17 protein-coding genes are annotated in these 18,577 nt (G+C 61.6%); 10 read left to right on the top strand and 7 right to left on the bottom strand.

Annotated features, from left to right (window positions below):
* Nucleotides 1–43 precede the first annotated feature (43 nt).
* A complete protein-coding gene (ppk2, locus tag LD110_RS09485; protein WP_225498552.1) occupies nucleotides 44–979 on the top strand; it encodes a polyphosphate kinase 2 in 936 nt (311 codons plus the stop codon).
* Here ppk2 and LD110_RS09480 read toward each other — a convergent pair.
* Together LD110_RS09480 and LD110_RS09475 are read right to left on the bottom strand one after the other, a co-directional pair.
* A complete protein-coding gene (locus LD110_RS09480) occupies nucleotides 976–1,440 on the bottom strand; it encodes a hypothetical protein (RefSeq protein WP_225498551.1) in 465 nt (154 codons plus the stop codon). The genes ppk2 and LD110_RS09480 overlap by 4 nt on opposite strands.
* A 265-nt stretch (nucleotides 1,441–1,705) precedes the next feature.
* Nucleotides 1,706–2,320: a dihydrofolate reductase family protein gene (locus LD110_RS09475; protein ID WP_225498550.1), complete on the bottom strand. Its 615-nt coding sequence runs from the start codon at nucleotides 2,318–2,320 to the stop codon at nucleotides 1,706–1,708.
* 350 nt (nucleotides 2,321–2,670) lie between these two features.
* Between LD110_RS09475 and LD110_RS09470 the strand changes: the two genes are divergently transcribed.
* The 3 genes from LD110_RS09470 (at nucleotide 2,671) to LD110_RS09460 (ending at nucleotide 6,897) form a co-directional block, all read left to right on the top strand.
* On the top strand, nucleotides 2,671–3,180 hold the full coding sequence (locus tag LD110_RS09470; protein ID WP_225498549.1) for an ABC transporter substrate-binding protein: 510 nt from the start codon (nucleotides 2,671–2,673) through the stop codon (nucleotides 3,178–3,180).
* A gap of 219 nt (nucleotides 3,181–3,399) precedes the next feature.
* Entirely contained in the window at nucleotides 3,400–4,833 is a 1,434-nt protein-coding gene (locus LD110_RS09465; RefSeq protein ID WP_225498548.1) for a serine/threonine-protein kinase, read from the top strand.
* A gap of 735 nt (nucleotides 4,834–5,568) precedes the next feature.
* Nucleotides 5,569–6,897 carry a serine/threonine-protein kinase gene (locus LD110_RS09460; protein ID WP_225498547.1) on the top strand — a complete coding sequence of 443 codons (1,329 nt, stop codon included), beginning with the start codon at nucleotides 5,569–5,571 and terminating at the stop codon, nucleotides 6,895–6,897.
* A 51-nt stretch (nucleotides 6,898–6,948) separates the two neighbouring features.
* Here LD110_RS09460 and LD110_RS09455 read toward each other — a convergent pair whose 3' ends face one another.
* Nucleotides 6,949–7,965 carry a glycosyl hydrolase gene (locus LD110_RS09455; protein ID WP_225498546.1) on the bottom strand — a complete coding sequence of 339 codons (1,017 nt, stop codon included), beginning with the start codon at nucleotides 7,963–7,965 and terminating at the stop codon, nucleotides 6,949–6,951.
* Nucleotides 7,966–8,149: 184 nt separating this feature from the next.
* Between LD110_RS09455 and LD110_RS09450 the strand changes: the two genes are divergently transcribed.
* Nucleotides 8,150–8,968 carry an MBL fold metallo-hydrolase gene (locus LD110_RS09450; RefSeq protein WP_225498545.1) on the top strand — a complete coding sequence of 273 codons (819 nt, stop codon included), beginning with the start codon at nucleotides 8,150–8,152 and terminating at the stop codon, nucleotides 8,966–8,968.
* Between the two features lie 226 nt (nucleotides 8,969–9,194).
* Here LD110_RS09450 and LD110_RS09445 read toward each other — a convergent pair whose 3' ends face one another.
* Nucleotides 9,195–9,995, bottom strand: coding sequence for a DeoR/GlpR family DNA-binding transcription regulator (locus tag LD110_RS09445; RefSeq protein WP_225498544.1), 801 nt, complete (start codon nucleotides 9,993–9,995; stop codon nucleotides 9,195–9,197).
* A gap of 104 nt (nucleotides 9,996–10,099) precedes the next feature.
* Between LD110_RS09445 and LD110_RS09440 the strand changes: the two genes are divergently transcribed.
* From LD110_RS09440 to LD110_RS09425, 4 genes are all read left to right on the top strand, one after another.
* Complete coding sequence (locus LD110_RS09440) at nucleotides 10,100–10,750, top strand: bifunctional 4-hydroxy-2-oxoglutarate aldolase/2-dehydro-3-deoxy-phosphogluconate aldolase (RefSeq protein WP_225498543.1); 651 nt, start codon at nucleotides 10,100–10,102, stop codon at nucleotides 10,748–10,750.
* Between the two features lie 107 nt (nucleotides 10,751–10,857).
* On the top strand, nucleotides 10,858–12,165 hold the full coding sequence (locus LD110_RS09435) for an MFS transporter (RefSeq protein ID WP_225498542.1): 1,308 nt from the start codon (nucleotides 10,858–10,860) through the stop codon (nucleotides 12,163–12,165).
* Nucleotides 12,166–12,278: 113 nt separating this feature from the next.
* Nucleotides 12,279–12,857, top strand: coding sequence for an AAA family ATPase (locus tag LD110_RS09430; protein WP_225498541.1), 579 nt, complete (start codon nucleotides 12,279–12,281; stop codon nucleotides 12,855–12,857).
* A gap of 424 nt (nucleotides 12,858–13,281) precedes the next feature.
* Nucleotides 13,282–14,535: a MinD/ParA family protein gene (locus LD110_RS09425; RefSeq protein WP_225498540.1), complete on the top strand. Its 1,254-nt coding sequence runs from the start codon at nucleotides 13,282–13,284 to the stop codon at nucleotides 14,533–14,535.
* Nucleotides 14,536–14,668: 133 nt separating this feature from the next.
* Here LD110_RS09425 and LD110_RS09420 read toward each other — a convergent pair whose 3' ends face one another.
* Nucleotides 14,669–15,226: a hypothetical protein gene (locus LD110_RS09420; protein WP_225498539.1), complete on the bottom strand. Its 558-nt coding sequence runs from the start codon at nucleotides 15,224–15,226 to the stop codon at nucleotides 14,669–14,671.
* A 593-nt stretch (nucleotides 15,227–15,819) separates the two neighbouring features.
* The gene (locus LD110_RS09415; protein ID WP_225498538.1) at nucleotides 15,820–16,122 is read right to left on the bottom strand and encodes a hypothetical protein; all 303 of its coding nucleotides are present in this window, start codon (nucleotides 16,120–16,122) and stop codon (nucleotides 15,820–15,822) included.
* Between the two features lie 185 nt (nucleotides 16,123–16,307).
* Here LD110_RS09415 and LD110_RS09410 point away from each other — a divergent pair, with 185 nt between their 5' ends.
* Entirely contained in the window at nucleotides 16,308–17,291 is a 984-nt protein-coding gene (locus LD110_RS09410) for a hypothetical protein (protein WP_225498537.1), read from the top strand.
* A gap of 289 nt (nucleotides 17,292–17,580) precedes the next feature.
* Here the strand turns inward: LD110_RS09410 and LD110_RS09405 are convergent, their stop codons facing one another.
* Nucleotides 17,581–18,555 carry a polysaccharide deacetylase family protein gene (locus LD110_RS09405; RefSeq protein ID WP_225498536.1) on the bottom strand — a complete coding sequence of 325 codons (975 nt, stop codon included), beginning with the start codon at nucleotides 18,553–18,555 and terminating at the stop codon, nucleotides 17,581–17,583.
* Nucleotides 18,556–18,577: the final 22 nt, after the last annotated feature.

Here is an 18,577-nt window from a genome sequence, read left to right as displayed (position 1 = left end):
TAAACTCCGCTCACTTGTGCGCGGATGCTAGGAGGAGATTCCGATGACACAGCCAGCCGAGCCATGGGCGCCAGGGGATCACTGGTGGCTAAGGGACAACCTTCGCGAGGCCATCGACATCCTCGTGGAGCAGGGGTACACCGTCCGCGGCGGACAGGGCGAAGACCCCGAGCTCATTGACCCGGGCGGTTCGGCCGTGGAAACCTGGCGGGAAGATTACCCGTATGACCAGCGGATGTCCCGGGAAGAGTACGAGAACGAAAAATACCGCCTGCAGATTGAACTGTTGAAGTTCCAATACTGGGGGCAGGATAACGGCCAGAAAAACGTCATTGTTTTTGAGGGTCGTGATGCTGCGGGCAAGGGAGGCACTATCAAGCGCTTCACTGAACACCTGGATCCCCGCTCGGCACGAACAGTGGCGCTGTCCAAGCCGTCCGACAGGGAACAAGGCCAATGGTACTTCCAGCGTTACGTCCAGCACCTTCCCACCACGGGCGAGATCGTGATGTTCGACCGTTCCTGGTACAACCGTGCAAATGTGGAAAGAGTGATGGGTTTCTGCACCAACCCTGAGTACCACGCATTCATGGAACAGGCTCCGCTTTTCGAGAAAATGCTGGTGGACTCCGGAATTCACCTGACAAAGTTCTGGTTCTCGGTGACCCGCCACGAACAGCGCACCCGGTTCGCGATCCGGCAAATCGACCCCGTCCGCCGCTGGAAACTGTCACCCATGGACCTTGCCTCGCTGGACCGGTGGGAGGAATACACCCACGCCAAGGAAGAAACTTTCCTGCGCACCGATACGGACCACGCTCCGTGGACCACCATCAAGTCCAACGACAAGAAACGGGGGCGCATCAACGCCATCCGCTTCTTCCTCAACCAGTTCGACTACGACGGCAAAGACACTTCAGTGGTTTACAGCCCGGACCCTCTCATTGTCCGACGCGGCCGCCACGCAGTAGGCGATTAAGACTCGGAGGCAACATGCACCGCGGGCTGAATGAGACCGATGAGGTACTCGTCCAATGGCCGTGCCCCAAAAGAGGGCCTGGCGATCATCAGTTCCCTGTCGGTGCTGAGGAAGATCGGTCCACCTAGCGGCTCGTCGCCGATCCTGACTCCGCGGATGAGGTGCTCGTAGCTCTCGGCCAGGCTGGGGCAGCTGACTGGCAGAGGGTGCAGCGCCCCGCCAGTGATCAGCACCGGGTGGTCAAGCGCCAGACGCCCCGACCCATCGAGGACTACGTCCGCAACAGCCTGCCGGTCCAGGCCCCTCGTACGGACAGCGGCCTCAGGGTGCAGGCTTCCCAGCACATACGCCGGAGCCCAGTGCCGTCCATGGACATCGGTGACGGGTACGGGCGTCCGGCCCGCTGCCCGCAACGCGGAGACGACGCCGCCCACCAACGCCGCCAAACGTGGCTCCACCATGCTGCGGATCTGATCGGACGAAGAGATTGACTCCCGGTGTGGCTGCGGGACCTCCGCCGGATGTCGATGCAGCGTTCGCCCGAAAGTCGCCCAAATCGCCATTACAGCCTCCTGGTCCGGCCCCACTTCTAGAGCTTTCCACCAGAGTGAGGCCAAATGGCCCTCCTGTCCAGCAATCATTATTAGATGACGGCGGCACCAACGACGACGGCGCTGGCGTCGCTGCCGTCGCGACCAGCGCCGCCGTCGTTAGTTGCCGCCGTCGTTATATACCTTCAGCTTCCTCCGCCCGCCGGTAAATGTTGACCAGGATTCCGGATTGCAGGGAGCGGGTCTCTGCCAGTGCGAGCTTGGTGAGCGGGAATCCGTCGGAGAAGAGCTTCTTGCCCGTCCCCAATACAAGCGGGTGGACAAAGAGTCGGTACTCAGCCACCAGGTCATGCTCGGCCAGTGTCCTGATCAGTTGAGTGCTTCCCCACACACGGATCTCGCCGCCCGGCTCCGCACGTATTTTCTCCACGGCCCCAGGAACGTCGGGGCCCAGGAGGTGGGAGTTCTTCCAGCCCAGCTCCGTCAGTGTCCGCGTGGCAACGTACTTCGGAATGCGGTTGTATCTCCTTGTCAGCTCCCCCTGGAAGCCCTCGGCGTTCTCATCCCACATTCCCCAGGAGTCCGCGAAGATTTCATACGTCTTGCGGCCGAGCAACAAAGCCTCAGTCCTGCTCTCCCAATCCGCGATGATTTCCCCGCCCTCTTCGTCGTCGTAGCCGGCTTGCCAACCGCCGTGCTCGAAGCCGCCTTCGCGGTCTTCCTCCGGGCCGCCGCCCGCCTGGACTACGCCGTCGAGGGTAGTGAACGCCTGCACCACGATCATGCTCATCTTCGGTTCTCCTTGGTCTGATTCCTGTTGTCTTCTTCTCCACGAATAGCCTGCGAAGCGAGTCGACACGGGAATTGGCAGCGTGTCAAGGACTTGTTCAGGTTCTGTGTAGCGAGCCCAAAACGTTGACCATAAGCATACTTACTATTAGGCTGGGCAGTGCCCCTTAAACGCCTCTACGGGTTCGTTACTGGGCTCTCCGTCCACTCCAAGGACAACGCATCCACATCATCCGAACGCATCAAATAGAAACGGGCACGTGCCACGGCGAGGACGCCTTAGTGGTTGCCCGCTTCAGGAGGACCACAATGAAGGCCAAATTAATTGCACCATTAGCATCATTTGCCCTCATGGGATCGTTTTTAATCGGCGTCGCGGCTCCGGCTTCCGCCGTCCAACCGGCCGCGGGGCCGGCAGCAGCTGTTCAGGTGCCACAGGCCACCGCCGCACCAGTGACCATCAATCAAGTGTTGCCCGACGGCAGCACGCTCGCCGGAACCTTCAATATCACGCAGTTCGTAGTCCAGAACGGTCAGTTGGTGGCACAAGGCGTCTTCAATGGGACGCTGACTTCAGCAACAGGAGTCGTCACTCAGATCACGAACGCGGTGACCAGCGTCGGTGTCACAAATGTAGTGTCCAACGCAGCCTGCTCGATACTCGACCTAACGCTTGGGCCGCTCCATCTTGATCTGCTTGGCCTGGTGGTTGACCTGAACCAGGTGCACCTGACCATCACGGCACAGCCCGGACCAGGAAACCTGCTTGGTAACCTGCTCTGCAGCCTTGCTGGATTGCTGGACCAAGGCACGGGTTTGCAGGGGATTGTGAATCTACTGAACCGACTGCTCGGACTCTGATCCGAGCTTGAACTATTCGTCAGACGTGCTGGGGTGTCTCGTTATTGAATGGCCCAGCCGTGGCCGCCCGAGCCGGGCACGGTTACCCATTTGGACCGTGCCCGGCCCGTTTTGTCCCTCAGCAGTTGAACCAAGCGTCAATCGGCCTTTCCCGATTGGTCCTTGCGAACCGTTGTGGGGTGCGGATTCGGTGACTACGGCAGGCAAAAGGAGAGCGGAGTGACACAGGCACCCCTCGCGAACACCGACAACGGCGCCTTGCTGGCGGACCGTTACAGGATTGACGAGCTGATCGGCAGGGGCGGCATGGCTGCCGTCTACCGTGCCAAGGACGAACTGCTGGGCCGCGACGTTGCTGTGAAGTTGTTTCCCGCCGGGCCCGTGGACGACGAGGATTTCCGCTTGCGCCAGGAAAACGAGATGCGGCTCCTGGCAGAATTCGACCACCCTGGCTTGGTGCGCCTGTTCGACGCCGGAACGGATATCCGCGATCCTGCATTTCCCCGAGCATTCCTTGTTATGGAACTGGTTTCCGGCAGCGACCTGAGGGCACATATCGCAAAAGGTCCCCTCACAGCCGAGGAGACAGCCCGGTTAGGGGCACAGCTCGCCAGCGCGCTTGAGCTGGTGCATGCAAAAGGCATAATCCACCGTGACATCAAGCCAGCCAATATCCTGCTGACCGAAGACCCTGCTGGAAAACGCGACGCGAAACTGGCCGATTTTGGCACTGCCCGAACTAATGAGGGACACCGGCTGACGGCCACTGGGGTGACGGTGGGTACGGCGCACTATCTCAGCCCCGAGCAGGCGATGGGAACGGGCCTGACGCCAGCCAGCGATATCTACTCGCTCGCCCTGGTCCTTTTGGAATGCCTCAAAGGGCAAGTCGAATATCCCGGGATGCCCATGGAATCGGCCTCGGCACGGTTTCACCGGGCTCCCGCAATTCCTTCCGGACTAAGCGCTGAATTTGGCGAACTCCTTGCTGCCATGACGGACATAGACCCGGAAAACAGGCCGACCGCTGCCGTGGTTGCGTCCACTCTTCAGGCCATGCCCGCAGAGCGTCGGACGACTAAACCAACGGTAGTGGTGCCGCCGAGGCCGGCCAACATTCCGATCATGGGCCCAACAGCGAAACTGTCCGCTGACCACGCGACAACACTGCCTGCTTCCGGCGTCCCTGCCGGGTCCCAGTTGGCTGGCTTCCCTTCCCGGGCACAATCGTCCGGTCCTGCAGGTGCAGCCAATGGCGGCGCAGCTCCGCGGATGGACGTGACTCCACGGAAGGCCGCTGCAGTGGCCGCTACAGCCCGTAAGAGCGCAATCAGCCGGCGCAGTCGAATGGCTGCCACCGCAGTCCTTTTTGCCGCAATGGTGGTTGCCGCGCTGTCCTTGGTTGCCTTCCTCCTTCAAGCACCAGCGGCCAGTCCAGTTAGCCCTTCCCCATCCAATGAGGTGCCGAGCAATCAGCCGACGCCGGTGGAGACCATGGTGGTGCCAGCACCGGCAGAGGAAGCACCGGCAGAGCCTGTTGTGGTGCCAGGCCCAGTCCAGACCGTCGAAGTCCCCTTACAACAGGAGCGGAAGGGAAAGCCAACCGATAACCCTGGCAACGGAAATGGCAAAGCCAAGGGAAAGCAGGACTGAAGGCGGACGCCTAAGGCGGCTAGCCGTCGTCGTTCGCGCCGCGGACGGCAAGCGCCGCGGACCGCACGCGCCGCGGACGCACGCGCCTCGGACCGCACCCGCCGCGGCGGCACGCGCCTCGGACGGCGCCACGCGCCTCGGAGGGCGGCACGCGCCTCGGAGGGCGGCACGCGCCGCGGACCGAAGGCGACAGGGCGCACTAGTTATGGGGAAAGCCTAGGTGTCCCGGAATGCCCGGTGTGCGGTCTTCTCTTTCGTTCCCTGGGCCTGGGCTCATGCAGCAGCGCCCTGCTAAGTGCATTCAGGAGGGCGAACACGAGCCGCACAGCACCTCCGACGATGAGGAGAACAACGAAAAGCAGAATGAAGGGCAAGGCAAGTAGGAATGCAACCAGCATTGCCACTAGGTAGATTTGGGCGAAGCCAATAAGTGATGACTGATCCATCGTGTTTCACGTCGCATCCACTTGGTGAAAATGTGAGGACGCCGCGCGAACTCGCCTCCAATTTCAACATTAGTCCCGGCTACTTAACGGACCTAGGGCCCTCGACACAGCTTGAAAATCACTGGCTTTGAAGACGCGTTCACCAGGACTGACGTTGTGCTCGCGTGTGTCTCCTAAATTCGCGTACATATGCAACCGCCCCTTTCCTCCCTCGGCTATAGTCAGATGGGCCCTCCCCTCTGATAGGTGAGGCAGGTTTGGCGAGTGCGGCAGGGCGGAGGGGAGCGGAGTGACGGAAACCCCCCTTTCCGACTCCGACCACGGCGCCCCGCTGGCAGGCCGTTACCGCCTTGAAGGGCTGATCGGCAGGGGCGGCATGGCCGCTGTCTACCGGGCTAAGGACGAACTGCTTCACCGCGACGTCGCTGTGAAGCTGTTCTCTGCGGGGACTGGCGACGAGGATTTCAGGCTGCGCCAAGAAACCGAGATGCGCCTCCTTGCCGGTTTTGACCACCCTTGCCTGGTGCGGTTGTTTGACGCCGGAACCGACACCCGCGACCCAGCATTTCCCCGGGCATTCCTGGTTATGGAATTGGTCCCAGGCAGGGACCTGCGGGCGCGAATCGCGGAAGGTCCGCTCACCCCTGAAGAGACAGTCCGCATGGGTGCACAGTTGGCCAGCGCCTTGGAACAGGTGCACGCAAAGGGCGTCATCCACCGCGACATCAAGCCAGCCAATATCCTGCTAACGCAGCAGAGTGCCGGAAACATCGGCGTGAAACTGGCAGACTTTGGCATCGCGCGCATTGTGGAAGGCCACCGCCTGACGGCCACAGGGATGACGGTAGGCACCGCCAACTACCTCAGCCCCGAGCAGGCACGGGGCATTGCCCTGACGCCAGCCAGCGACATGTACTCGCTCGCACTAGTCCTTCTGGAATGCCTCACCGGACGAACCGAATACCCTGGCACGCCTGTGGAGTCCGCCGCTGCCCGGCTTCATCGGGCACCGATCATTCCTTCCGGGCTGACGCCACAAGTCAGCGAAATCCTTGCCGCAATGACTGACCTCAACCCGGAAAACAGGCCAACAGCCGCGGTGGTCGCATCGACTCTTCAAGGCCTTCCAGTACAGCCGGAGATGGCCGGACCGACGGTGGTCCTGCCGCCGATGCCGGCCAAGGTCCCGTTCCTGGCCCCGACGGCGAAGCTGCCCACCAACCACCCGACGAGGCCTCCGCAGCCTGCCCGTGTACCTGCTGGTGTACCTGTACCTGCCGGGTCGCAGATGGCTGGCTCCGCCGTGCCGTCGCCGCCTCCCGGCCGCGCCGGGACCCCCTGGATGGCCGCCATCAGCCGACGCAAGCGAATCACCATCGCTGCTGCCCTTGTGACTACAGTCGTGGCCGCGGCGCTTTCGGTTGCGGCTCTCCTCCAAGGACCAGCTGCTGGCCCGACCAGCCCGATCCCCACCGGAACGCCCAGCAACACGCCGTCGCCAGTGCAGACGGTGGTGGTGCCAGGGCCAGTCCAGACCGTCGAAGTTCCCACCCCGCGCGACAAGGGAAAATCAACACCCGGCGACGACGGCGGCAAAGGCAAGGGCAAACAGGACTGAGCTCCCTCTTCGGTGCCGCACCCATCCGGCGCGAGTTTCGACGTCGGGCCCTTACCTCCGCGCTGCCAGCGCGGCGGCCAGGGCGCTCGCCGAGGCTGGGCTGCTGTTGATCCTCCAGTCGACTTCCTTGTTCAAGTGGAACCACACGAAGCCCGTGACGTCCGGTTGGGCGTTGAGGTAGGAGACGAGGACTGTGTTCCAGTCGGCTTTGGAACCGCCGAGTTCACTGGAAGCGGTTTCTGTGATCAGGATCTGCTTGCCCGGGGCCAACGTCCTGAGCTCGGAGAGGCCTTGGCCGAAGAGGTCCTGCGGCGAAGTCCACACACTCCACGACTGTGACGTGCCCCAGTTGTACCCATCGAGCCCCACTATGTCCACGTATGCGCTTCCCGGATAAAGACCAGAAAGGGGAGTGGAGCCCCAATACGGAACATTAGGAGCCCACACCCACTGCACATTCGTGGCACCGGTCGCGGCCACCACGTCGTGCACGTGCCGCCACGCTGCCACATAGTCCCCGGCCTCGTTGCCGTTGACGCCCTCGGCCCACGGGTACCAATTGCCGTTCATTTCGTGCGCGAAGCGGAGCATCACAGGGTAGCCCCAATCACGCAGGCCATTGCCCCACTGGGTGATGTGGGCGTCGAAATCGCCGGCGGTCACTCGGTCCAGGGAGTACGCGGGCTGGTTCACCGGTGCCCCACCCCACGTCCACGGCTCCCACGTCACCAGCGACAGTGCGCCTCTTGACCGGACGGCATTGAGTTCGGCGATCGGTATGGGCTGGGCGAAGTCCTTGTAATAGAGCTCGATGGACGGCACCTCGCCCGCGAGGTTGGCCACCTCCGTGATTTCCGACGTCGACAGCGGACCGCCGTTGGTGACCGCGCCGAACCTGAGGCGGGCCGACGAGAGCTGCGGCGCCGCGGGCGCCGTTGCCCCTGGCTTGGGTGAAACGGGCTTGGCCGGTTTGGACTGTGCAGCATTGGCTGGCTGGATGCCCGCGAGCATCACACCGAACGCAACAACCAGGATGGCGAACAGGCTCCAAAGCTTCGAAAAACGCACTTCTCTACCCCCTTAAAGCCGTGAGGCACTCACGGCTGTTACCCCCACTCATGCGTAACGGAGCCTGCAGACGCCGACCCTGTGTAGGGGCAATTATGGGCGTGCAGTGCAGGGTTTCACCAGACTTCCGTGGATACAATCGAGGCCTGAATATTGCCGAAGAACGTTTGGATGCGGAGTGACAATGTCAGATTGGCTTGAAGTCGGCACGGATACCTATGTACTGCAAACCGCGGGAGAACGCCTCAACACCGGCCTGGTGGTGGGTAGTCAACGCGCCTTGGTGATCGACACCGGTTGCGGTCCCCGCCAAGGCAAGGAGATCCTGGCAGCCGTCCGGCAAAAGACCCAGCTTCCACTGGTGGTGGTCAACACTCATGCCCACTACGACCACTACTTCGGCAACGCCGTTTTCGCGGACGACGGCGCCACAGAGTTTTGGGCGCACCAGAACTGTGCGTCGGCAATAGACAACGACGGCGACGCGCAGCGCCGCTTTGTCTCCGGCGCCGAGCCTGAGATGGCAACGGGCGTGGGCGACGCCGTCGAAATTGTGGTTCCGAACGCGATCGTGAAGGACCAGCCCGTTCTGGTGGACCTTGGCGGACTCACCGCCACCCTTTTCTATCTGGGCCGTGGACACACCGACGGCGATCTGCTGGTTGGGACGCCCTCGACGCTTTTCGCCGGGGACCTTGTGGAACAGGGTGCGCACCCGTCGTTTGAAGACTCGTACCCGGAGGACTGGGCCGACGCACTGCGGCACATTTCCGCGCTGCGGCACCGTTATCAATTCCTGATCCCGGGCCATGGCCAGCCGTGCAGCGACCAATTCGTGAAGACCATGGCGGACACCATGTCCACGGCCGTGCGGCAGGCCCGGCAATCCATCCGCGATATGCCGTCGGACGCCACCAAGGCGATTCCCGTGCTTCCTTACGGTCCTGAGCAGTCCCGCTGGTTTATCAAGCGGCTGAAGGAAACGCAGCCCCAGCACCACTGAGGATTTAGGCACTTCGGTTCGCTCGGCACTCGGGCGAGTGCCGGCGTCGAACGTTTTTGCTGGCGTCAACCTCGATGCCCGGCGGTCGACCGTCGTCCCTTCGATTGAACCTCATGCATTTGCCCAAAAGGGTCGCTTTGAAAGTTTCAAAGCGACCCTTTTGGGCAATTCGATGAAGGAAGGCCTGGATACTTCCGGCTACTTCTCTCCGCTCACCCGTCACCGCTCAACCGGCCTGCGCGATGTGCACCTCTACGCCAAGCTCGCGGATGTTCTCCTGCATTTCCTCCGGCAACTCGTTGTCCGTGACCACGGCATCCAGTTTGTCCAACGGCGTCACGCGGAACTTGGCGAATGTCCCGAACTTGGTGCTGTCCGCAAGCAGGTAGCAGTTGGATGCAGCTTCCATGGCAGCCAGCTTGAGTTCAACCTTGTCCATTGAAGGAGTGGTCACGCCCCGGGACATGTTCCATGTGCCGGTGCTCATGAAACAAAGATCCAGGTTGATGTCGCGGACGGTTTCGGCTGCCAGGCGACCGGAGCTCGAGCCGCTCGATGCGTCCACAACGCCACCGGTGTGAATGGTCTCCACATTGGGGTACGCGAACAGGCTGGTCACCACATAGAAGTCATTCGTCACCACAGTGAGGTCCCTGCGATCTGCAAGATAGGGCACCACCGACTGACAGGTGGTCCCGGCGTCGAGGAATACCACCATGTCGTCCTCCACAAAAGTCGCTGCCAGGCTAGCAATCGCCTGTTTCCGGGGCAGTTCCAATTGCGCGCGCGACTCACGCTCGCGCGGCGGCTCCTGGCCACTCCAGTCCGCCAACCGCACGCCACCCTGGACGGAGAGTACCTGCCCACTCTCCTCGAGTGCCGCGATGTCGCGGCGGACCGTCATATGGGAGACATTCATGGCGTCCGTGAGGTGACGAATGCTGAGCACGCCTTCGCGGCGCAACAGGCGCAGGATTTCCTGGTGTCGTTGCTCCGGGATGAGGGGTTGCCGTACCGGTGTGCTCACTGTCGCCTCCTGGCCTGATGCCTGCATTATCGCTCTCTCAACCAGTTTAACAACTTTTCACAGGGTGTTCCGATCTGTGAATCCATGGGGTAAAGTTATAAGCGATGTTAAACAAGTTTGAAGTTCTCGAGACCATCGTCCACACCGGCGCCCTGCTCATCGCGCGGCTCGATTCGGCCGATGAGGCCTACAGGGTCGCAGAGGCGGCAATCGATGGCGGCATCCGCGCCGTAGAGGTTCCGCTCACCGTTCCCGGCGCCCTGGGAGTGATTGAGCGGCTCGCCGACAAGTACGGCGATCAGGGCATTGCAGTCGGCGCAGGCACCGTGCTCGACGCCGAAGCTGCCTACGCTTCGGTCTCTGCAGGCGCGCGATTGCTGGTCAGCCCCCAGTTCAACCCGAACATGATCGCCGTCGGGAACCGCTATCAGGCGGTCACCGCCAGCGGTGCGTTCACGCCCACCGAGGTGGTCAACACCCTCGATGCCGGCGCGGACATCATCAAGCTGTTCCCGGCGGAAATCGCCGGTCCGCAGTACGTCAAAACGATCCTCGCCCCGCTGCCGCAGGCCCCGATCATGCCGTCCGGCGGCGTGACCCCGGACAACGTCGGCGACTGGTTCGCTGCCGGTGTTACCGCCGTCGGCGTGGGAAGTTTTGTTACCAAAGCTGCCCAGAAGAACGACGGCGACTACCGCGCCGTAGCCCGGGCCGCCGAAACCTTCCTGGCTGCCATAGCCGAGGCTCGCCGCTAAGGCGGCCACCCGCCGTCGGGCGTTCACGCGACGGCGGACCCCAACACCCCCACCGACAGGCCGGACGCAACAGCCGCCGTCGTACAGAACACAAAGGAGTGAACTGCATGAGCCAAGCATCAGCAGAGATCGACGCCACAAATACTGAACCGCGCAAGAAGCCGCGGATCAGGTGGTACCTCATTGCGCTGCTTGTCATCGGCGGCATCGTCAATTACCTGGACCGAAACAACCTGAGCATCGCCAACACCACGATTGCCAAGGAATTCGGCCTTAACGCGCTCCAGATGGGCCTGCTGCTCTCGGCATTCTCCTGGCCCTATGCCATCGCGAACCTGCCGGCGGGCTACCTGGTGGACAAATTTGGCCCCAAGAAGATGTTCGCTTGGGCGGCCGGGCTCTGGTCCATCATCTCCATGATCTCCGCGCTGGCCAACTCCTTTGGATTCCTCTACGCCGCGCGTGTTGCCCTGGGCATTGCCGAGTCGCCGTTCTTCACGTCCGGCCTGAAGGTGGCTGACAAGTGGTTCAACAAGACCGAGCGCGCGCTGCCCGTGTCGATCGTAAACACCGGCTCGCAGATTGCCAACGCGATTGCCCCGCCGCTGCTGACCTTCCTGCTGCTCACCATGACGTGGCGGGGCATGTTCCTGGTGGTCGGCGCTTTCGGCATCGTGGTTGCACTCGTCTGGCTGCGCATCTACCGCGACCCCACGCTCAAGGAACAGTTCGTCATCAAGGGCGCTGAGTTCGAAGAGAAGGCCACTGCCGCGGAGCAAAAGGAAAAGCAGGTGGGCTGGGGCGAACTGTTCAAGCACAAGAACACCTGGTTCATGATCCTCGGCGCCTTCGGCATCTTCTACACCGTGTGGGTTTACCTCACCTGGCTGCCGAGCTACCTGCAGACCGCCCGAGGCTTCAGCCTGAGCCAGGCCGGCTGGCTGGCCGCCCTTCCGTTCCTCTGCGGCATCATCGGCGTACTCACCGGCGGCATCGTGTCCAGCAAGGCCATCAAAGCCGGCGTTCCCACCATCCGTGCACGCAAGCTCCCGATCGTTGGCGGCGCAGTCCTGGCCGCTGCGGCGGTGCTGCCCGTGGCTTACGTCGACAACACCGCCCTGGCAATTGTGCTCCTGTCCATCGGCTACTTCGCCGCGCAGGTTCCGATCGGCGTGCTGTGGACGCTTGCCTCCGACGTCGCTGCCCCCAACCAGGTGGCATCCCTGGGCGCAATCCAGAACTTCGGCGGCTTCCTGGGCGCGTCCCTGGCGCCGATCGTCACGGGTTACATCCTCAACGAGACCGGTGGAAACTACACGCTGGTGTTCCTGGTGGGCGGCATCCTGCTCCTGGTCGGCGCTGTGTCCTACGGCGTCTTCGTGAAGGACCGCCGCCCGGCTTCCGTAGCGGCATAGTTAAAGCGAACGACGACGGCGGGTGCGGGCCGCGCTTTGGCCCCGCCCGCCGCCGGGCTTTCCTCGGCAGAATTCATATCAGAGAACATTCAGCAGAACAGGCAGTAATTGAGTTGGCAACGCCCAAAGTCTTCTTTGTGATCGGGCCGGCCGGGTCCGGCAAATCCAGCGTCGGCAAGCTCATTGCCCGCCGTCATAGCGCTGCGTACATCGACAAGGACACGGCCACCCGGCGCTTCGTGGAACTCCTCTTGGAACTCAACGGCGACGATAAGAACGAGCGGGATAACAACTCCTTTTACCAGGAGGCCATCATGCCGCTGGAGTACGCATCGATCCTCGACTTGGCTGGCGAGAATCTTTCTGCCGGGAATTCCGTGGTGCTGGATGCGCCTTTCGGACGGTATTTCCCGGACGCAGATTATTTGGACAATGTTCGGCGCGAACATTCCTGGCCCGATGCGGAATTGATTGTGGTGCATGTCCGCGTTGATGGGGAGGCCTTGCGGCAGCGGCTGGTATCGCGTGGCCTGTCCCGTGATGAGTGGAAGTTGGCGCATTGGGAGGAATTTTGGGCGGCCCAGGAATCCCGGAAATGCGAGTGGCGGAATGCGCGCCACGTGACGTTCGACAACACCATGGATTCGGCAGATACAGCGAGACTTGACCAGGCGTTGGAAGAGTTGGGATAAAAGCGCAGTTCAATTGCCCTCCGCGTTTGCCGAATGTGGCCGCTTAGACGAGCGTCTAAGCGGCCACTTTTGGTGGCGAACCGTTTGCCCGGCAGCGGTGATCGCTTAACCCACGACTTTGTGTAGACCTCGTACCCCTGAAACGCATTCCTATGGGGAACGGAATGTACACAAACTCCTACCGCCATTCACAGGCGGCGAAACCCCGGCTGTTCCGCGGGCTCCTCCAGTTAGAATGACGATTTGTACGTAAGTCGACACGATGCGCGCCAGGTTTCATGCGCTGTGAGTCATGGGGGGACCAGATATGCCCGGACCAGTGGAGAGCTCAGATCCCACTGCTGCAGACGCAGGGCAACCGGAATTTCGAAGCCGACGCGATCGTCGTCGAGCGGAAGGTGATTCCGATGCCTGGACAGGAACCATGCCAATCATCACCGCTGACAATGCCCGAAACCGCCCCGGCGGACCCGTCCAAAGCAGTTCGTGGGCCGAAGCCGCCGCCGCCGCGGATGCCAGGAATGCCCCGGAAACTGAGGCACCGTCGTCGGAGGCTAAAGACTCCGCCGCGGAGACTTCTGCCGACTCGCCCCAGCCGACCACCGCGGAACCCTCCGCTGCTGCGGAACCCGCCGCCGAGCCGGCAAGTGGAGCCGAACCGGCCACCACACCTGAGTCGGCCGAAAAAGTCGACGACGGCGTGCCGCTCGCTGCGACCGGCGCCACTGCCCTTGCCCCCGCAGCTACCGTGTCCGAATTCATCACAACGCCCAGCGCGTTCGTCAAGGAACAAAAGCCACGTCCGGTAGGCGGCTTCCGCGGTGCGATCTACACGCTGACCCGCGGTGCCTGGAATTTGGGACCCAACGCCAAACAGCGTGAAGAGATGGCTCTTGCCCGGCGCATCTCCCGCCAGTTGCACGGCAGCTACAACACGGCCATCTTGAGCCTGAAGGGTGGAATCGGGAAGACCTCAACCACCGTGGGTGTTGGCCTTACACTGGCTGAGTACCGGGGGGACCCGCCCTGCGCCATCGACGCGAACCCGGACTCCGGCGACCTCGTGGAACGGGCGCTTGGCGAGGGGATCTATCAGAAGGCCACGCCACGCACCATCACGGACATGCTGAGAAACATCAGCACCATTGACTCGCTGACCGAGCTGTCCCGGTACATGCACCACGCCGGCCGCCTGCACTTGATCGCGGGGGAGCAGGACCCCGAAGTTTCCGACTCGCTGACGGCCGAGGACTACCTTCGCATCCGGCAGCTGATCGCAAACTACTACTCAGTGGCCCTCACCGACTGCGGAACCGGCGTCACGCACAACGCCATGAGTGGCATCCTCCAGTCGGCAAACAATCTCATCATCGCCGCGGGCTACGCAGTCAGTGGCGCCAAACGCGCCCGCAGCACACTCCAATGGCTTGCCAGCCACGGCTACGAGGAACTGGCGCGCAACGCGATTGTGGTCATCACAGACAAGGATGAGGTTTCGTCCCGTGTGGACAAGGACGCCATCGAAGAGCACTTGGCTGGCATGTGCCGCCAGCTCATCGCCGTTCCGCATGACCGCGGAGTGGCCGACGGCGATCTGGTCACCCTGGACGTCTTGCGTCCCGAAACGCGTCGCGCCTACAAGGAAATCGCAGCGGCCATTGTTGACGGATACGTCTAACCAGCTCTCGCTTAAGCGGTGCCCGGCGAGACAGCCCGGCTGAACAGCACAGGCTCCGGACGCTTCCTTATGAAGCAGTCCGGAGCCTGTTCTTTTTCCGGGACGAACTACGTGACCCGTGGACTATGGCCGATTAGCAGGTGAGAGCCACCGAACCGGTCAATCCGTTTGGATCGGTCTTGGAGCAGTTGAAAATCTGCGTTCCCGGAGGTTGCTCAATAACCAGCGAAATTGACGTCACCGTCAGTACAGGGTTGACGCCAATCCAGTTGTTGTTCGGGCAGCCAGCCTGCTGGGCAGTGACCTGGCTTGGAGCCGTAAGAACAGCCGGGTTGGTATTGAGCGTCAGGTTGCCGTTCTTGATAGCGGAGCTGTCAATAAGCGTTGGGGCCACGGCTGGACCGATCAACACTTTGTTCTGGCCCGGTGCTACGTTTCCGCCACCGTTGCGGCACTGGTAGACGGCGAAACCGGAAACGGTAACGGTGGCCAGGAGGTCATCATTGCCCAGACCGGCAATTGTCGCTTTACAGGTTGTGGTTGCGGTGTTTCCACTGACCGTCACGGTACAGACGGGTGAGCCGCCAGGCTTGAAGTGCGGGCTGGCTGCTTGAGCGGTTGTGACTCCTACGGTGAACACAAGCAGGAATGCTGCGAGCAGCGTAAGGAGCCGCTTGAGGGTCTTGTTCATGGCGCGACCTCGTGAACTTGGTTGATATACCAAAGGTTTGATTGGCGATTCGACACGGACAGTGTCTGCGGACACTGCCGCGAGCAGTCCGCTGCCCCCAGATCATGGGCCAAACCGGAGGCTGCAGTTCAAGCCGCAGCCTCGCAATCGAGGTAAGTGGCTCCGGCTAATCTCAGACCCACCGGAAACCGGTTAAATTCTAGGCTCACGCCCCTGCACCGTCCATGGGGGGCGTGCCTTGCCTCAAGATTTTTCGTCCGCGGATTTGCTTCTCAGCTCGTGTCTTTGTGTTCCTCCGTGGGGTAGATGCCAGCGGCTTTTAGACCATCCACCCTGCCGGAGACTTCGATGACGCCTCGATCGGTCTTCACATACACGACCGTTCTGCCTCGGCCGAGGTACCAGGGAGTCGGAGCTGGAGTTCTCAAACCCCCGGTCAACGGGGTTACCTCTCGGAAGGTCACCGGGTCGCCTTTGGCGTACTCAAAGATCCACCCCCGCTTATCTGATGCTGGCGGGGGAGACCAGCCTGCACGTAGCGACCTCGGGCCCAGCCGGATGCTGCTGTTCAAACTGCTGCCTCGCATCGACGCTCAGGCAGTTGGATTGAGCGGCCGGCCCCTTTTGCTTGCCCTCATGGAAGTGACCACAAGGAAAACGAGGCTAGCTAGTGCCACGACGACGCCAGCAATGAGTAGAAACCGCTCCATGGGAAGGGCAGGGGCGAGTTCGGAATAGAGTTCCGGCCCCAATCTGTCAGTTCGGTTCTCGATGGAAGCGAACCGGCTAGTGCGGAGCAATAGTGTCGTAGCTGCGATGGCCGATCCGGTGAAGAGCATGATCAGCGGGATGTACGTCTGTGGGCCGATGCTGTGTTTGATCGGTGTGGAAGCCATTGCTAACCCTTCACTGTGTCTATTTGATTGTTGATGCCGTCTGGCAACTTCCAATACCACGAAAGTTGCCTTTGCTGATCCGCGATTTTTCCGAAGCATAGCAATTCGCTGGAAGAAATGCTTGCCGCTCGATCCAATCTTGTGGAATCATGCGATTGGGGGTGCACCTTTGAAAGGGGCACAAAGTGTTGCCGAAGCAAAATTCAGCAATGCTCATTTGTTCTATTGTTCTGCTTTTGACTGCCGCAATGATCTCTCCGGCTTATGCTCATAACGCGCTATCCGTCAACCTCCCACCTCAGGTCACTTCGGGTGCTGTTCGAGTCGATCAGATGGACAAGTTGCAGGACGGCAGGCTTCGGGCAGAACGCAACGGAGTCGTTGTGGATTTACCGTCGAAGAGCTCGGAATCGGTTCGTGTAGCGTCCAAACACTCCCGAATCGACATCACCCTGCCAAGCGCGAAGAGGGCGTCGAAGTCTCTGACTAGCCCCCAAGGATTCGCCACCTTCGACAACCTTGATGGGAGTGCAACCTCGTCAGTCCTCAAGGACGATGGATCCCTGCAGATAGTTACCACGATCAGCTCTAGCGCAGCTCCAACCGCTTATACGTACGATCTCTCTCTGGAACCTGGTTCTATCCTGAAGGCGTTGGAAGAGGGCGCCGTAGCCATATTTGGCGCGGATGGTGGCTTTCGAGGCGGGTTCGCAACGCCGTGGGCAAAGGATGCTGACGGCGTTGAAGTGGCCACTCGGTATGTCATCGAGGGGAATCGCCTCGTGCAAATAGTTGAACATCGCGATGAAGGCATTCGTTATCCAGTAACAGCTGACCCGTGGCTGGGTCAGAACCTGTACCGCAGTGCCTGGGTGACCTTCGTTCCTCGAGGATACAAAGTAAATGCGCAGCCTACAGCGTGGGGCGCTGCGTTCTCCGGGCCAGTCACTTGGGGCGCGCACGTTGATGAGCTGAGGACAAAGCTCGGCATCGACTCTTGGCGGATGACTGATTCCGTGAAGGAACAGCTCTATTGCCACCTGGCCGGCGTCCCAGCATCTCTGTGGGAGTTCAATATGGAGTCATGGAGACCCATCATGAATTGGGCAACTCAGGCTCCATGGAATTGCAACTATCCCGAAGGAGGCTGGGGGAGCTGGTATAACTGAGTGGAAATAGGCGTAAAGGATTTCTCACAAAGAATCCTGTTCGCCACCACCTAACTCCGGCGGATTTACCACTCAATTTTGACGGATTTACCACTCAATTTCAGGATTTTCCCACCTAGTCTGGATTCGCAGCATTTACTATCGCCCCGAGGGCTCAGGCGCCCTCGGGGCGTGTCCCTTTTCCGTCACCCCCAGGGGGCACGGATACCTGCCAGCCGCGAAGGAGGGCAGTATCTGCGGCCGGCCACTGCTGTTGGCCGGCCGCACCGGTCCCTCTGCGAGTTTCCGCTTACGCAGCAAATCGCGTCGGCTGGATACCCCGGCTGCGGAGATCCGCCAGTGCCCGCGTGACGCCCGGCGCGGTGCCAGCCCCCGGGCGGTTGGCGTGGCAGATGACTACATCGCCAGCTTTCGCCGCCGACACTTCACGGGTGACTGTGGCGGCAGGGTAGGTGGCACCGGCGTCGCCGTTAATGCTGAAACCGAGCGGAACCAGGCCCAAGTCACGGACGATGGCGACAGCAACGTCGTCGTAATAGGCGGTTCCAGGGCGGAACAGCCGCGGCTTGCGGCCGGTGACGGTGAAAATCGTGTCTTGGTTCCCCATGACCTCGTCGTAGACCTGTGCTGCGGTGCTGGTCCCTGCGATGCCGTATGCGCTCTTGCCTGACACGGAGAGCGGGACGTGCCGGGTGCCATGATTGCCGATCTCGAACAGCGGATTGTCCGCGAGGGACTTGGAAAGCCCGGGGTTGGCCTGTATCCAGCGCGAGTTGAGGAAGAAAATGGCGGGCGTTCCCGTCTTTGCGAGGGTATCGACCAGAGACTGGTCCAGGGCGCTGCCGCCTGGACCGCCGCAGCAGTCGAACGTTAGCAGCGGACCGGTGCCGCCCGGATCCAGACGCGACTGGATGCCCGGTAACTGCAAACCCCATTGGGCCGGCTTCTGTTGGGAGTACTTTGCGATGATCATGTCCCTGCTTGGGACGGGAGGGGCAGGCGGTGCCGCAGGCACGGCCACGGCTTCGGGCTCAGCGGGAGGCGCGTTCTTGGGATCGATGGTCTGCAGCGCCACGTCGACGTCCAGCGTGTCCTTCGCGGGCGCGCGGACAGGGTCGTCGGCGGCAACCGCGCAACCGCCCAGGGCAGCTCCCAGCAGGACCCCGGCAAACGCCCGCCGGCTGAGGTGGGCATGGCCGGGCTTCATGTGGCGGGGCGGGGCGCTTGGCTCGTCGTTTGAGCCTGCGGACATGGGCTGGTTCATTGGCCTTCCTGGGGTCCGCGGA

This window comes from Arthrobacter sp. M4 (assembly GCF_020251205.1).
Taxonomy (GTDB): Bacteria; Actinomycetota; Actinomycetes; order Actinomycetales; family Micrococcaceae; genus Arthrobacter.
The sequence above is the reverse complement of the archived record's forward strand: the minus strand, read 5'-3'. Positions and strand labels throughout refer to the sequence as shown.

Coding starts and splice junctions, on each gene's coding strand:
- ppk2 (WP_225498552.1), top strand. CDS start 44: ATGACACAGCCAGCCGAGCCATGGGCGCCAGGGGATCACTGGTGGCTA.
- LD110_RS09480 (WP_225498551.1), bottom strand. CDS start 1,440: ATGGTGGAGCCACGTTTGGCGGCGTTGGTGGGCGGCGTCGTCTCCGCG.
- LD110_RS09475 (WP_225498550.1), bottom strand. CDS start 2,320: ATGAGCATGATCGTGGTGCAGGCGTTCACTACCCTCGACGGCGTAGTC.
- LD110_RS09470 (WP_225498549.1), top strand. CDS start 2,671: ATGGGATCGTTTTTAATCGGCGTCGCGGCTCCGGCTTCCGCCGTCCAA.
- LD110_RS09450 (WP_225498545.1), top strand. CDS start 8,150: ATGTCAGATTGGCTTGAAGTCGGCACGGATACCTATGTACTGCAAACC.
- LD110_RS09440 (WP_225498543.1), top strand. CDS start 10,100: ATGTTAAACAAGTTTGAAGTTCTCGAGACCATCGTCCACACCGGCGCC.
- LD110_RS09435 (WP_225498542.1), top strand. CDS start 10,858: ATGAGCCAAGCATCAGCAGAGATCGACGCCACAAATACTGAACCGCGC.
- LD110_RS09425 (WP_225498540.1), top strand. CDS start 13,282: ATGCCAATCATCACCGCTGACAATGCCCGAAACCGCCCCGGCGGACCC.
- LD110_RS09420 (WP_225498539.1), bottom strand. CDS start 15,226: ATGAACAAGACCCTCAAGCGGCTCCTTACGCTGCTCGCAGCATTCCTG.
- LD110_RS09415 (WP_225498538.1), bottom strand. CDS start 16,122: ATGGCTTCCACACCGATCAAACACAGCATCGGCCCACAGACGTACATC.
- LD110_RS09405 (WP_225498536.1), bottom strand. CDS start 18,555: ATGAACCAGCCCATGTCCGCAGGCTCAAACGACGAGCCAAGCGCCCCG.